The organism is Pseudomonas sp. Xaverov 83 (genome assembly GCF_019352905.1).
Classification (GTDB): Bacteria; Pseudomonadota; Gammaproteobacteria; order Pseudomonadales; family Pseudomonadaceae; genus Aquipseudomonas; species Aquipseudomonas yamanorum.
Genome location: NZ_JAAAFU010000096.1, coordinates 26,989 through 40,403 on the forward strand (window position 1 = coordinate 26,989; position 13,415 = coordinate 40,403).

The 13,415-nt window shown below is 53.7% G+C and carries 19 protein-coding genes, 1 tRNA gene and 1 pseudogene; 8 read left to right on the top strand and 13 right to left on the bottom strand.

All coding sequences use genetic code 11. The annotated features are described in order from the left end of the window. Window positions 1-389 precede the first annotated feature (389 nt). Together K0H47_RS29565 and K0H47_RS29570 are read left to right on the top strand one after the other, a co-directional pair. Window positions 390-677 (top strand): helix-turn-helix domain-containing protein, encoded by a 288-nt coding sequence (locus K0H47_RS29565; RefSeq protein WP_063030667.1) that lies wholly within the window; start codon window positions 390-392, stop codon window positions 675-677. Window positions 678-1,031: 354 nt separating this feature from the next. After that, window positions 1,032-1,118, top strand: a tRNA-Leu gene (locus K0H47_RS29570). 82 nt (window positions 1,119-1,200) lie between these two features. Here the strand turns inward: K0H47_RS29570 and xerC are convergent. From xerC to K0H47_RS29595, 5 genes are all read right to left on the bottom strand, one after another. Then, the gene (gene xerC, locus K0H47_RS29575; protein ID WP_219274044.1) at window positions 1,201-2,232 is read right to left on the bottom strand and encodes a tyrosine recombinase XerC; all 1,032 of its coding nucleotides are present in this window, start codon (window positions 2,230-2,232) and stop codon (window positions 1,201-1,203) included. 1 nt (window position 2,233) lies between these two features. Then, window positions 2,234-2,443 carry a DUF4224 domain-containing protein gene (locus tag K0H47_RS29580; RefSeq protein ID WP_063030663.1) on the bottom strand — a complete coding sequence of 70 codons (210 nt, stop codon included), beginning with the start codon at window positions 2,441-2,443 and terminating at the stop codon, window positions 2,234-2,236. Next, window positions 2,440-2,667 carry a hypothetical protein gene (locus K0H47_RS29585; RefSeq protein WP_219274045.1) on the bottom strand — a complete coding sequence of 76 codons (228 nt, stop codon included), beginning with the start codon at window positions 2,665-2,667 and terminating at the stop codon, window positions 2,440-2,442. The genes K0H47_RS29580 and K0H47_RS29585 overlap by 4 nt, the downstream gene beginning before the upstream one ends. A 256-nt stretch (window positions 2,668-2,923) precedes the next feature. Beyond that, entirely contained in the window at window positions 2,924-3,346 is a 423-nt protein-coding gene (locus K0H47_RS29590) for a hypothetical protein (RefSeq protein WP_219274046.1), read from the bottom strand. A gap of 49 nt (window positions 3,347-3,395) precedes the next feature. Continuing rightward, entirely contained in the window at window positions 3,396-3,821 is a 426-nt protein-coding gene (locus tag K0H47_RS29595; protein ID WP_257626769.1) for a hypothetical protein, read from the bottom strand. Window positions 3,822-3,903: 82 nt separating this feature from the next. Between K0H47_RS29595 and K0H47_RS31545 the strand changes: the two are divergent. The 4 genes and pseudogenes from K0H47_RS31545 to K0H47_RS29610 all read left to right on the top strand — a co-directional run bounded on the left by K0H47_RS31545 (window position 3,904) and on the right by K0H47_RS29610 (window position 6,447). Further along, window positions 3,904-4,132, top strand: a pseudogene (locus tag K0H47_RS31545) (hypothetical protein). Window positions 4,133-4,377: 245 nt separating this feature from the next. Then, window positions 4,378-5,049, top strand: coding sequence for a hypothetical protein (locus K0H47_RS29600; RefSeq protein ID WP_219274047.1), 672 nt, complete (start codon window positions 4,378-4,380; stop codon window positions 5,047-5,049). Beyond that, on the top strand, window positions 5,046-5,342 hold the full coding sequence (locus K0H47_RS29605) for a hypothetical protein (RefSeq protein WP_219274048.1): 297 nt from the start codon (window positions 5,046-5,048) through the stop codon (window positions 5,340-5,342). Before K0H47_RS29600 ends, K0H47_RS29605 begins: the two co-directional genes overlap by 4 nt. Window positions 5,343-5,745: 403 nt before the next feature. Further along, entirely contained in the window at window positions 5,746-6,447 is a 702-nt protein-coding gene (locus tag K0H47_RS29610) for a hypothetical protein (protein ID WP_219274049.1), read from the top strand. Window positions 6,448-6,470: 23 nt separating this feature from the next. Here K0H47_RS29610 and K0H47_RS29615 read toward each other — a convergent pair whose 3' ends face one another. Beyond that, entirely contained in the window at window positions 6,471-6,860 is a 390-nt protein-coding gene (locus K0H47_RS29615) for a hypothetical protein (RefSeq protein ID WP_219274050.1), read from the bottom strand. Between the two features lie 61 nt (window positions 6,861-6,921). Continuing rightward, window positions 6,922-7,434 (bottom strand): HNH endonuclease, encoded by a 513-nt coding sequence (locus K0H47_RS29620; RefSeq protein ID WP_219274051.1) that lies wholly within the window; start codon window positions 7,432-7,434, stop codon window positions 6,922-6,924. Window positions 7,435-7,502: 68 nt separating this feature from the next. On the opposite strand from K0H47_RS29620, the gene K0H47_RS29625 reads away from it, so the two are divergent. Both K0H47_RS29625 and K0H47_RS29630 read left to right on the top strand, forming a co-directional pair. After that, a complete protein-coding gene (locus tag K0H47_RS29625; protein WP_219274052.1) occupies window positions 7,503-8,093 on the top strand; it encodes a hypothetical protein in 591 nt (196 codons plus the stop codon). 96 nt (window positions 8,094-8,189) lie between these two features. Next, entirely contained in the window at window positions 8,190-9,368 is a 1,179-nt protein-coding gene (locus K0H47_RS29630; protein WP_219274053.1) for a toll/interleukin-1 receptor domain-containing protein, read from the top strand. 8 nt (window positions 9,369-9,376) lie between these two features. Here the strand turns inward: K0H47_RS29630 and K0H47_RS29635 are convergent, their stop codons facing one another. The 6 genes from K0H47_RS29635 to K0H47_RS29660 form a co-directional block, all read right to left on the bottom strand. Beyond that, entirely contained in the window at window positions 9,377-9,718 is a 342-nt protein-coding gene (locus K0H47_RS29635; RefSeq protein WP_219274054.1) for a hypothetical protein, read from the bottom strand. 69 nt (window positions 9,719-9,787) lie between these two features. Continuing rightward, window positions 9,788-10,258, bottom strand: coding sequence for a hypothetical protein (locus tag K0H47_RS29640; protein ID WP_219274055.1), 471 nt, complete (start codon window positions 10,256-10,258; stop codon window positions 9,788-9,790). Next, the gene (locus tag K0H47_RS29645; protein WP_219274056.1) at window positions 10,255-10,497 is read right to left on the bottom strand and encodes a hypothetical protein; all 243 of its coding nucleotides are present in this window, start codon (window positions 10,495-10,497) and stop codon (window positions 10,255-10,257) included. The genes K0H47_RS29640 and K0H47_RS29645 overlap by 4 nt, the downstream gene beginning before the upstream one ends. A 2-nt stretch (window positions 10,498-10,499) precedes the next feature. Beyond that, entirely contained in the window at window positions 10,500-11,168 is a 669-nt protein-coding gene (locus tag K0H47_RS29650) for a lambda exonuclease family protein (RefSeq protein WP_219274057.1), read from the bottom strand. After that, on the bottom strand, window positions 11,165-12,145 hold the full coding sequence (locus K0H47_RS29655; RefSeq protein WP_219274058.1) for a RecT family recombinase: 981 nt from the start codon (window positions 12,143-12,145) through the stop codon (window positions 11,165-11,167). The genes K0H47_RS29650 and K0H47_RS29655 overlap by 4 nt, the downstream gene beginning before the upstream one ends. A gap of 55 nt (window positions 12,146-12,200) precedes the next feature. After that, entirely contained in the window at window positions 12,201-13,364 is a 1,164-nt protein-coding gene (locus K0H47_RS29660; RefSeq protein WP_257626770.1) for a hypothetical protein, read from the bottom strand. Between the last annotated feature and the right edge of the window lie 51 nt (window positions 13,365-13,415).

Below are 13,415 nucleotides of genomic sequence, written 5' to 3' on the forward strand. Positions count from 1 at the left end.
AACTCCCTCTGACGTCAGGCGAGGGGAGGGATCCTAGACCGGTGAGATGGTGGCAAGCAGACCAATCGCAATGGTCAGCGCAAGAAAACCGAACAGGAAAAATGCCATCTTAGCCATAAGGCCTCCGAAATGAACGGGCCGGCAGGACGGTTCCTGTCGGGCTCCACGGGCGTGTCGGGAGTGGGTGTATTGTCAGGCCAGGACGGGTTTCGTTACAGGGTCAGATGCAGAAGAAAAAAGCGTATCAGATGCCCTCAGGCGCCGCAGGTGCCGGATAACAAGGGGTGATGGTTTTCTAGGATCAGGCAATAAATAGCGGCTCAGTTCGGTCAAGGAACTAACCTTTTGTGCGCAGTATCGTATCCACGATCCCACAAAGGAGGTTGTTTATGAGCATTGGGGCGAGGTTAAAGGCAGAGCGTGTCAGGCTTGGCTATTCTCAAGCGACGCTGGGCAAGGTCGGAGGCGTTGAGACCAATGCCCAGGGGCGTTATGAAAACGGTGTGCGTTTTCCACGGGCAGATTACCTGGCGGCGATTGCCAAGGTCGGTGTCGATGTGTTGTTTGTCATCACCGGCAATCGCGCTGAAAATGGCAATTCTGCCTCAGCCAAAGCGGCCGAAGCACTGGACAGCGCCACGGAGTGCCTGGAGAAGGCAAAAGAGTTGATTCACTGAAGCGGTTTTCATCGGGGCGAGTAGGCAAATGGGCAAAACATTGGCTGCGCTGTCGTTTTTGATGACCCTGGTTTGGGTTTCAGTGGTCATTGCCGTCATGACTTATTTTTCCTGATGCGCCTGGTGGCGAGTGCCGCAGATGCCGAAGCGGTGGGTGCTGCTATTGCTCAGCACTGCGGCTGAAATCTGTAGATCACTGATCTGGCGAGCTTTTTTGTTTGCAGAGGAGCCGCTGGTTTGTTTGAAAAAGCCCGCGCCCGACCTTGCATCGAGGGGGCTGGATCTATATATTCCCTAGCCTGCTGCAACGCTCAAGGGCTTTTGAAGCTGCTTGGCTCGCTGTATAGCGCTACCGCCCGAATGGCGAAACTGGTAGACGCATGGGACTTAAAATCCCCCGCTCGTAAGGGCGTGCCGGTTCGATTCCGGCTTCGGGCACCATCTAGAATCAAGGGTTTGCGGGCGAAAGCTGATGCAAGCCCTTGTTTGTTTCCGGTCCGCAATAAAATAACTGGTCCGCAATTCACTTCGTTGGTGAGACTTTCTTGCCTTTCCGGTTGCGGATGTACTGCTCAGTCATCACGACGGTGGTATGCCCAAGTTGATCCTTGGCCTGCATGATGTCGCCGCTGGACTCGGCCTTGTCCGTACCAGCTTTGGCGCGCAGATCCCGCATTTGAAACTCAGGCTTAGCCACCCCAGCAGCTTCCCTCGCTATATCAAATCTCCTACGCAACATTGCCACCGTCATCGGTGTGCCATCCTCCGCAACGATCAGCCGCGTCGAGCGGACTTTATGCCCTGACTTTCGGGACATTATTCGATCAATCAAAACCTTCAGTTCGCCGGTGACCTCGATTCGACGTTTTGCCTTTGTTTTCCCTTGGAGGACCCAGATCTGCCCATCCCTTACGTCTCTTTCGTCCATCAGCCGTGTGTCCGTGACTCGTTGACCAGTCAGGTAGGCGAGGTCCATGGCATCACGCAACCCGGCGTCAGCCTTGTCGTGAACTCGCTTGAACAGCTCGTCCTCAACGTATGTGTCCCGTCCAGTCTCCTTGTTTCCTTTGATTCCGGCGCATGGGTTCGCCAGTGATGTATAGCCCTTGTCCCTGGCGTAGTTCCATATCGCGCTGAGCAGGGCCTTTTCTCGATTGGCTCTTACCGGCGCTGACTTTCGCCAGGTCAGATACTGGCGAACATGAAGAGGCTCGATAGTCTCAAGCGGTGCGGGCGGATCATCGAAGAACGCCATTAAGTTTTTCAGTTCTCGCTGGTTGTCGAGCTGAGTCGCTGCGCCCTTGGTGGGCACAACTTCAACCAGGTACTTTTCTGCCACGTACCGAAAGGTGATCACCCTGGCAACCAGTTCGGTTGAAGTGCGATCACGCTCCAGCTTTGCATACGCCATGATGGCCAAGCCGTAGTCACTACCCAAGGGTATTTCCTTGCGGTCCTTTCCGCCGGTGTCGTAATAGTAAAAAACACGGCCGCTGGCTTTCTTGCGCTCTCTCAGCCGGGCGATGGAGCCCGGCTTACTTGGTCTTCTTCCCATTTCAGCTTGCCTTGCGTGGTTTCCATACGAGTTTTTCTGGCTCGGACATGCCGACGGCAGTAACTGCCATGGCTGTCACGCTCGGCCAACCGTTCATTTTGATGGTGTGCCTGATGCCGTTCCTTTTGAGGTTCAGGATCTGGCCAGCCTTTGTCCGAGCGCCGGTCAGCTCGCAAACCTCTTCATGCGATAGGAATTGAACTCCGCTCATGGATCGCTCCGTGCGCCCGTAGTGGGCCGCGCTGCCTTGATGATGTGAACGATGAAACCGAAGGTGATCAGCAGCCAGCCGCAGGTGCCGGCGAAGGCGTAGAGGATGTCGGCTGTTTCGCCGTCCGCCAGAAGGCGTGGGGCGAGCCAAAAGAACCAGCCGGCGGTGCCTCCCAGGTACAGCAAAGCGCCCAGCAGGATCAGGGTGAGTTTGAATGCGAACATGTGGTGTCCTTGCCGCGCTGGGCGGCAGAAGGTGAGTTAGTTGGTGCGTTTGCCGTCGGCGCCGAGACGGTAGTAATTGCGGCAGTTGCAGCGTGGGCATACGAGATCGCGAACACCTTTGAGCCAACTGCTTGGCACGCTCTTGCGATCGCTGTGAAGGTGTTTGTTTCGGCACCGGGTGCACTGCACTTGGCTTTCTTCGTCCACGGGAATACCTCGCCCGCCGCTCACCGGCAGGCATGTAGGGGGATTGGGGTTAGGCTGTTGCGGTGTGGAAGCCGCGAATGGTCAAGGTTTCGTCAACCTCCTTCACGACTTTGTACTGAAGGGTCAAAGACCACTGGGTGGCCAGGTTGAAATAGTCCCAGTACCGAACAACCCACCCGACCATCTCTTTGTGCCGTGGGCCAGCGATTGTCCCGTAAATTCCACAGGCGCCCAGGTAGGCAACGAACTCATCAATGTTTGTGTACGGGAGAATGTCGTGGTCTTCGATATCAAGCATTCGCTCAAACAGTTCTGCCATCGCGATTAGGTTTTCCCGGAAGTATTGGCAGGTTATGAAGTGCTTTTTGTAGAGCGCCCAAACCTTAAGCGTGATGCCGCCAGCCTGGAATGCGGGGTAGGCTTCATCGTCTGGTTTCAGGTTGTCTGGGTCAAAAGCGATCTTGATGATCATGGCCTCGGCCCCTTATAGATGAAGACGTAGGCGAACCAGAGGGTGGCGATCATGGCGTCACCCGGCGCGCCCACTGAACATAGGGGCCGTCATCCGTATCGAAGATCCCCATCAGGAACCACTCAGGGCCTGGCGATTCGGGGTTCCAGGTGGTGCATGCGGCATCTTCATCTGGAAGATCGTAGGTTTCGTCGCCAGAGTGCCAGCCTTTCAGTTCCAGGCCCTGCTCCTTGATCCAGGCAATGTAGGGCGCCGGGTCTTCGCCTTCGCCAAAGCTCGGAATGTTAGGGTGATACCACCAGCCGCCTGCATCGCGCTTCACATCGACCGGCCCAAACGGCTTGCTGCCGCTGTGCGCCTCACAGGGAGTGACGTAAACCACGTCGGAGTAGTGCCCGCCACCAGAGCTGAATTCCATCTTGCAGCCGCACTTGGCGGGCTCACTGTTGACGAACGTAATCTTTTGTTCGGGCATAACTTCGTCCTTGCCGCGATAGCGGCTATCAAATTCGTAGAGGGGAGAGGTATCGTTGCCACCTCAGATAAGGAGGTGCGATATGGTCGTACACGGAGTTGAATACGAGTTTTACCGCCTCACACGTAACAAAGAGGCATGACGGGTTGGCTATTGAGTGCTGGCGCGGCAACGATTTAGTCTTTGATATATTCAGGAATGACGAGAGGCTGCGTTTTTAGGTGACCTTGTTCGAGCAGGATGTCCCTTTAGAGTTGCTTGAGTACGCCATCCCAACTGCTCGCAAAAGCCTGGGTGAATTTGCGCCGTAAAGGGTGCCCTTGCCGCTATGGCGTTTTGCTTTGATTGATAGGCACGTTTGTAAGTAATCAACGGGTACTGGCCGACGCGAATTGTGTGCCTAGATGTGGTGTTATCCATATTTCATTGTTGCATGAGGCCTTAGTTGTGGGCATAATTTGCGTCGAAATTTTTATAGAGGTACTTTGTTTTTACGAATTGTTTATTTGTTGAGCAAAGTTTACGAAGGCGCACGGTTAACTAACAGGGACTGTAAATGGCATCGGACGATTCAGTAGCAAAAAATCAGGCAAATAAGTGGTTGTCTGGAAGTAGGGAGGTAGTGGTCAGTAGAGTGTATACCTTGCTATGGGTGAACATGGTAATCGGACTGTTGTTCTATTGCGCTTTCTCTATAATACCGCCAATTAAAGGAATTCTGATTAAAAAAGAAGAGATTATGTCGGCCCAGCTTGACGGGCTGCAGAGAATTCCTCGTATTGAAGAGGCGCTTGGAAGGATAGAAAAGAGGCAGGCCTTACTAACTACTGAGTCCGTTGACGGGCGTATTCGAAAAATTGAGTTGGCCGTCGCTGGGGGTAAGTTGAATGTTGATGATATTCGCTCCCTGGTGAAGTTGAACGAAGAGGTTAAAGGGTTGAAAGACTTTGTTGCGAAAGACCCGTCATCATTTTTTGAACTTAAGGAGTTGCAAGGGAACTACAAGAATCTGATTGGTGATCAAGGAAAATACGCTCTTAAAGATGCTGTTGACTCCCAGATATCTACTATTCAGTGGGTGGGCGGGATAGTTTTGGGGGTTTTTGGTCTTATCCTTGCAATTGTTTTTAGTCCATTTAGTGCTAAATCTTTGACCACTCGGCCGCTGAAGCAGAAAAGTGCTGGTAGCGATGGTGTTGGTAGCGCGGCCGAGGAGGAAGGTCAGTGATTTCTTTTGTTACGGTCGTATTGTCGGCGGATCAGCTTTCACCTCAAAAAAAGGAAGATATGGAGAATGTCATTCGCGAGTTGGGGTTTGATACTTATGTTGTTAGCGATAAGAAGGTAAAGCTTAATTTGCCTGATATGGTTTATTGCGGTAAGTTTGAAGGTGCAACGACCGGAAAAATTCGGGATGATGTTATACAGTTAGTATCCGAAGCTCTTAAGCTGGCAGAGATTAAGGCCAGGGCCATGGTCTTGGTAAGTAATGGCTATGCTTGGGGTATTAGAAATCTATAATACAAGGTCATGCACCCAATAACGGACAGGTCAATTTTAAGGGCGTAGGATTGATGCAGTGCACTGGCATGTAAGTCGACTCAGCAGGGCAACTGACTGCTGGAGGGGCAGCAGTCTTCTGGCTTCGGAGATTGCGGCCTTCTATCTGGAGACCTTACTGGCAGCCATGCTGGGGCTATGGCTTATTTTGATGCACTATTCGCGGCTGCCAGCCCGTGGTTGGCGGCCTTAAACATTCACCCTAGCGTCCTTCCCGCCCCCCCCCCGGGGTCCATCCGCCGAAACCAGAAAACAAGTCAATTGCTGTGAGCACGGGGAGTCCTTGGGCCATGCCCGGACTGGCGTGGTTCGTAGAAAAAAGGTATTTGTGTTTGGCCCAGGATTTACTGGAAAGGAGAAGGCAGTGAGCGGATCATCGGAAGCCGGTTTTTGGGCAGAACTTGCTGGAGTGGCAAGCGCCACTTTTGGCTGGTTTGAAAATTTTGTTTCAGTTTTCTGGAGCGGCTTAGAGTGGCCTCACTCCGCGTTGATAATAGTTTGTATCGGGATCTATTTTTTTAGGCATGAAGTTAGAGGCGTCATTCCGAGAATTAAAAAAATCGGAACTGGTGGAGTGGAAGTAGACCCGCAACCGCCTCTTGCACAGCCGACACTTAAAGAAGAGAAGGACCCGCAATATAACCAGAGCGTCGACTACCCGAGCACGTTTGCAGTTGCTCTAAATCTTGTAGAGTCAGAGGTCGCAGGGAAAAATCAGGATGAGCAGCTCAAATATCTGATAGGTGTTGATGCGGGATGGCGAGTTCTATGGCTTTTTGAAAATACGTATTCATATATCTTTGGTGGACAGATTCAATTACTGCAATTGCTAAACGAGCGACGGATTACTGGCTTGTCAAATTCCGAGGCGGAAGTTGAGTGGGCTGCCTACAAGGAGCGGTTCAAGCCGCACTTGGACGAATGGCAGCCAGAACCCTTTATAAGCTTTTTAATCGCTAGGGAACTTATAGTTCAAGGGGATGGCGTTCTGAATATTGCGCCACGAGGAAGCGAGTTTTTAGTTTGGATGACCAAGTATGGTCGCTCACCAAGCAGACCATGGTAATTTAAAGATCCTTGTCTACTCGGTCAGGCCGCTCGCGTTTCATCCCTCGGTGGCCACTCCGAAAACCCCACGCGTGGCGCCTTTGTTTTGGGATTGATGATCGGCTTGCCCTTGGCATCCACCAGCACGGCCTTGGCCCTGATCTGCATGTCTCGGCACCTCAGCGTTTTGCGGGCCAGCTCAATGAATTGCTCGGCGTACTGCGGCGCGTCGAAGAGTGGCGAGAGCTGGCGGACCGCCGCCCCCCCCATGATCTTCTCGGTGCGCTTTGCGACCAGTTCCAGCCATTCGGCTTCTGGGATCGGCTCGACGCCGCCAGGAGCCTTCGGGTTCTTCCGGGTGCCAGCCGTCTTCTTGCGGGCCTCTGTCTTGGCGACATCGAGGGTCATTCCAAACACTGCAAAGGTGCTCATGGGTTATCTCCAAGCGTGCGCCTGCCTCGCCGGCTGGCGTGATTCGTTTTTAGGGGAGTGTTCAAGCTGTTCGTGAGCGGTGGTGCGCAAACTCGCCCTGGTGCTGACTGGCTGCTGATTGGTATGCGGCGCGAGCCTGCTCGGGCGTATGGAAATATCCCAAGCAAGTCTGCTTACCCTTGATGCAGAGTTGAGCCTTCCACTTTCGGTCCGTCTTGCTGTAACACACACCCTTCAGCCCTGACGCGCCTCTACCAGGCACATTTGCATTGTTCTGCGCCCTGGTGGCCGACCTCAGGTTTGTTTGTCGGTTGTTGCTCCGGTCACCGTCTCGATGGTCAATTGGGCCTTCTGGCCATGAACCCGAAATCAGCATCCATGCAACCCGATGAGCACTGTAGGTTTGCCCGTGGAGCTTCAGGTAGACGTAGCCATCAGGCTTTATCGAGCCAGCCGCTTCGCCTGCCTTGCGACGGCAGTGATCCACCTTCCAGGTGAACCAGCCGGTCTCGTGGTCGTAGGCGATCTTTTCTTTGAGCAACCGCGTGCGCTGGTCTGAGTACATATCAGGCATGTCGTCACCGAGTGAGGTAGTGGCAATTTGGTTTGGGTTGGGGTATTACAAGTGACCGACGAGGAGTCGTGGCAGTTAATGAGCAACTGACGGGGAAAATTATGGAAGATTGGTGGTGGAACGCGCTGTCCGCTGTAGGAACTCTTGCGGCTGTTGTAGTTGCTCTGTGGTTTTCCGTTCAGTCTGTCAGGTCAAACGGAAGAGCCGAAAAGGATCGCTCGGAAATGGCAGCAGCGAAGATGCTCAGCCCACTCTCGGCGCTCGAGAGTAAAGTGTCGTACCTATTTGCCTGGTTCTTCCTCGAAGACGAAGAGTTCGATGGTCAATACACATATGTTTTTTTAAGGGTTCAGGAACTAGAGGCAGCGGCCCGAGCAATTTCAATTGAAGATTTATATCCGTTGCTTCATTTGAATAATCACGCAGCCAAAAGATCGGCAAGAGCATTGGGATTGATACAAACTTTCGCCGCCGATGCTATCGGTACGCTTACTCATCACTCGTGGGGTAATGTTAAGCAGTACGAGCCGTATCACAAAAAATGGGCTGAAATGCTTTCTGAGATCCAGGACCACCTTGCTGTTGCTGTACTAACTTGCAAGGCAGCAGCTTCGACAGGAGCACCAAGGCCTACGGCTGAGGAAATACATGGACCATAAGACTTACGCTTCCAGTGCCGGATGCAGCGAGCAGGGTGGGTTAAGTAAAGATTTTCCGTATAGATTTTATGAGTTTCTCAGGGAAGGATTATCAAGATGACTACTGAACCGATTAAGGTTTTTATCTCGTATTCTCACGATAGTGATGAACACAAACAGTGGGTTCTTAAGCTTGCAACTGATCTCCGAGCGCAAGGACTTGATGCAATACTTGATCAGTGGGATTTGGTCTTGGGTGGGAACTTACCAAGATTTATGGAGCAGGGGCTAAGTTCTGCTGCTAAAGTATTAGTTATCTGCACTAATAATTATAACGAAAAATCAAATGCAGGAAAAGGCGGTGCGGGTTACGAAGGACAAATACTCACCGCTGAGATATATAGGAGGCAAGATAGCGTAAAGTATATTCCTGTGGTTTTTGGTGCTACTACTGACCCCAAAACGCCTACCTGTTTGGATGGCAGGATGTATACTGATTTTACTAATCAAGATGACTATGACAATAACCTTAAGACGCTGATCCATGAGTTGTACGGAGTTAAGCTCCAGCCTAAACCTGCACTAGGGCCTAGCCCATTCGCCACTCCGCCTGAGCCACAACCAACTTTGTATGAAAGCTCATCCTCATTTTTTAGTGAACGCTTCGGAAAGGCATTTCCAGGTGTCAGGGGTATTGAGTGGTTTGATGAACCAAAAATCGCCGCTGATAGACTCTGTCTCTTATTGAAAGATCCTTTGGTTTTTACTAATACATCTCCTATTTGGTGGTGGCGCACTGGCGATTTGCAAATTACATCACTGATTCGAGAATCAGATGATTTGATTGTAATGAATGGGGACGAGTTACTCATCAAGCGGATAGCCGCAGTTGATCCAGGTGCATATTGGCAACAGTTCGTATATGTGGAAACCAACCCGATGCCCTCGACCGGTGTCTATCCGAATAGAGATATTGAGTCCCAGGTTAAGCGGAAGGGGTATGCCTCTGAAGAATTTGGGGTTTTCCAGGGGCGTTATATTACCAGAGAAGAATATGACGACGGTGCGACTGTTGTGGATGGACAAGTAGTAGCGCTTGAGGGAAATGCCGAAATTCGTGCAAGATTTCTTACACCGTACAATTTTATTATCGCGCCCATAGGGTCCGGAATTAATAATATGGATTTCGACTCTGTTCGAGAAGATCTATTAAATGGCATGCTGGCGGGAGCTGTGACGATTGAGGATTTAGCCGGGCGCGTTCGCTCACTTCCGAAGAACAACGAAGCAATCTAACAACGAAGTTATCTGGTGTCTGGGACACAGGGCTTAAGGATCTCATCTCCAGGATTTCGGCTAGCCTCAGCGATGCTTTTCTCCTGAAATGCACGCGCCACGTTTTCGCTAATCACGATTTCGTGGCGCGGATAACGCAAGAACTCGATCAGTTCGTTGTCGCCCATCAAGTCCATCTTCATGATGGCGATCTGTAGGACCTCGCTGATGATCGGCACCTTGCCGCGAAGCCGGATACGCTCCATGGCCTGCTCGATACCCGGCCTGACCTTGTGCCGCAATTCCTTCTCGGCGACCTCCAAGCGCTTCTGCGCTGCTTTGGCTGATCGTTCCTGAACAGTCTTGGCCATGGCCTACCTCTTCTATTCCGCTGGCCGGCAGTGCGAGCCAGGTTTGACGTTTGCGTTGCTGGGTGCGGGCTATGCGGCGCATGAATCGACCTTCACCTGGTGCCAGGCACCGACAGCTTCGAAGATCCGCGCGGCGTGCGCCTCGTCCAGCGATATCGCTTTTGGTATGGCGATCCAACCCGAAGCCACCATCTGGCTTTGGTTGGCCTCGTCGCGCAGCTTCTTGTAGCAATGCTCGATCACGTCCTCCAAGTGGTCTGAGAGGTAGACGCCATCAGGCGCCACCTCCACCGACTTGCTGTAGCGGTCGCCGCGGGCGTCGATGCAGAGGGCGCTTAGGTAGATCGTCCACCGGTGGGGGATACCGCAGACGGCCTGGCCAATCTTCCCCGGTGCGATGTTCTTCAGCGACCTGTAGTTGATCATCCCCTGGCGGCCGCTGGGGTCGATGTTTACCACTGCGACGTGATTGGATGCCAGCAGCGAGCGGCACGACCGGGCAATGCGTGCTTGCAGGTTATGCGGTTTGCGCTTGCTCATAATGCCTCCGCGAGTTTGCGCAGCGCTTCACGCTCGGCCCGGGTGATGAGCGGCTTGCGGCGCTTGAGGATGGTTGTCGGATCGACGAATTCCGAACGCTTCGCCGGCGCTGGATTGATCGCCGGGCTATCGCCGATGGTGAGTTTGCCGCCGGCGGCCAGGTGCCGACGGACCTGACTGGAAAGCTCCAGCGCTTTCTCGCGCCGAAACTCGATGTCTGATTTCAGGTTACTGATCATGATCAGGCTCCTAGGCGATAGGCTTGCGCCCGGGCTTTGTCCGCGACTTCATCAACCATCCTGCCAAGCTCCAGATTGAACTGGACCAACTCTTGATGAAGCATCGCGATGTACTCCTCATCGCGCTCAATGGTCTCGATATACAGCCGGCAGTCTTCATCCTGGCGTGGATCGAATGACAGGAAATCCCACCACTCCCGGCCCGTGACGAACATGCAGCCCTGAACCTGCGGCTTATGTTCCTCGGGCATGCCTTCGAGCCAGGTGCGGACATGGACGGCCTCATTGAATGGGCATTTCGACTCAATACCCCCGTCCTCGCCAATCAATCCGTCCGGCGAACAGCCCAGCCAGTCGTATTTTGGATGAACTACGAAACCCGACTTTATGACGCTATTACCAGTCAGGATTTCGTAGAAGTCGTGGCTCGACTGCTCAACCTCGGTTCCCCAGGCCATCGACTTGCTGCTGACCGAATGTTTCGATCGGTTGGCCAGGCGCTCAAAAGCCAGCTCGCGCATGTAGGTAGTACGGGCCGCAAGCGGCTTGCGTTTGCCGTGTTTGTCACGATCGCCCCATGCAATAACATCCTTGAATCGGCTGGCGGTGAGTCGCCCGCTGCGGTCCTGGTGCCACTGCTCGGTGCGCTGAAGGTCTACAGAGGCGTTCATTGAGCATCGTCCTGGCTATCGACGCCGGCAGCAGCGTCGGCGCTATCGCTGACAGTTGTGAACTCGGCGTCGATGGTTTGTGCAATGGCCTTCAGTTCGCCGTGACGGGTCACGCCAATGGCGCCGCGCTGCTGTGGTTTCAGGGATTTCCAAGCTTTTTCATAGCCATCGATGCCCTGCTCTTGAGCGATTTTTTTCAGCTGTTCGAAAAGGTCGGAGGTCGCGTCTGTTGTGTCGCCCTGGGGTACTGAGGCGGCACCAACGTCAGCGGGCTTTTCGCTGGTAGATCTCGGGGTAACGTCTGTTTCCGGAAGCGTATAGCCATCGTCTAGCTCTTCGCGTGTGTACACGCCTAGGATCACGTCAGGGCAGTACAGGCGAGCCCATTTTTTGAGGGCCAGGTAGGCGATCTGCTGCTTCGGATCGTCTGCCCACAGCGTCGAGTTCCGGGTTCGTGCCTGGGTCATCAAGGTGGTCAGTTCGCGCGGGGTATCCTCGCCCACGAACGTAGCCCAAACACGAACGCCCAACCCTTTCTCGTCATTTATGTTCCAGTTTGGGACGCGATACTTTTTCGGCTGCCCGTGGTCATCCGTTTGTTTTTTGCTTTCGATCTCGCGGAAATTGCCAATGATTTTGTCCCAGTCGCCAAACCACTCGTAGTGGATTCGATCAATGGTCGGGGCTCGAGTGGTGATGACCGCGTTGACCAGCTGGGCTTCATAGCTCAGTTGGCCTCCGTTGACGATGAAGGTCTTCTGCGCCACTTGGAATGGGTTCATTCCCCATTGCATGGACTGCATGATCACTGCCATGCAGTCGGCGGTGTTGCCGTGAAAGTGCCTCGGCAGGGTGGTTTTGCCACCCGCCATGATGCCCGCGAGCTCAGTCATCGACTGCATGCTGTCGCGATTGAGGATCAGCCCTGTCGGGCTGGTGTCCATTGGTACGGTAGAAATCTGGGTTGGGGCGTTCATTGCTAACTCCATAGCCGACGACTTTGGCCGGCCTCCGGGGTGGCTTCAGGGTTCTTTAGAACGACAAGGCGCGCAGCCAGGCAGAGGCCTCGTCATTGCTGACGCAGAAGGCCATTGCTACGACCTCGACTACTTCGATGGCGCTTGGAATGTTCGAGTCAGCGAGTGCGTCCGCTGCTGGGGCCGGATTAACTGCGGCTACAACCGTTTGTGCTGGGTCAGCAATCACTGGAGCCGCAACAACAGTCGCTGCTGGGGCGGGCGCAGCAGCCTGGGCACGCAGACGGGCCAGCTCTTCCTGATCACGCTGATACTGCGCTTCACGTTCTAGTTGCTGGCGCTGTTGCTCTTCCTGCTGTTCACGGTGCTTGCGTTGTTGTTCTTCCATGTCGCGGCGCTGCTGGTCCAGCTCGTCCTGCTGCTTCTTCAAGCGCAGACGGTCTTCCTCGGCGCGCTGCTTGCGCAGGTCTTCAGCCTCTGCGTCGGCGAGTCGTTGCTTTTCGCGCAGCTCGTCCAGTTCTTTCTGCTGGGCCAGCAGCTTGGCAGCAGCTTCCTCTCGATCAATGGCAGCCTTGTGTAGCGCTTCCAATTGCTCAATGGCGTTATCGCGGGCGATGGTGCCTTCGGCTTCAAACTCGCCGTATTCCTCGGGCAGAATTACCGAGTCTTTGACATTCTGGAGAACGCTTGAGACGTCGGTAGCGCTGCGGCTTGCGTATGCGGCAGCGACAGAGCTGAAGCGGGTAATCTTGGCCCGGATGGCTTCGACACGCTCAGCCTCGACACGCTCGCGCTCGGCCTTCGCGTCGGCAATACGTTTTTCTTCCGCCTTGATCGCTTCATCGACAGGCTCTTCAATCGCCAGCACACGAGTCTTGAGCGTTTCACCGAACTCTTTAACTTGATTGACGCGAGCCTGAGCTTCTTTGACCTTTTGCTGATATGGCACCAATGCGGTTTTGGTGGTCTTATCCAGGGCGTAGCGCACATCGCGGATATCGACGCGAACTTCCTTCGCGCTCGCCAAGCCTTCGCTGGTCGAGCAGTCAACGACCAGCTTCGCGTAAGTTGTTTCCAGGCGAACGATTTGCTCCTCGTGCGGCCGATACTCCGCGATGTCGGTGACGGCGACAGCAGGGGCAATGGACTTCTTGGATTCTTCCGTTTCGCTCATTTCGAGCGATTCTTGTGCGGGTGCCTTTTTAGGATTGGTGGACATGACGATCCCTCGCCGCGCCTAGCGCAGCATTGAAAGTTTTGTGGTGGGGTG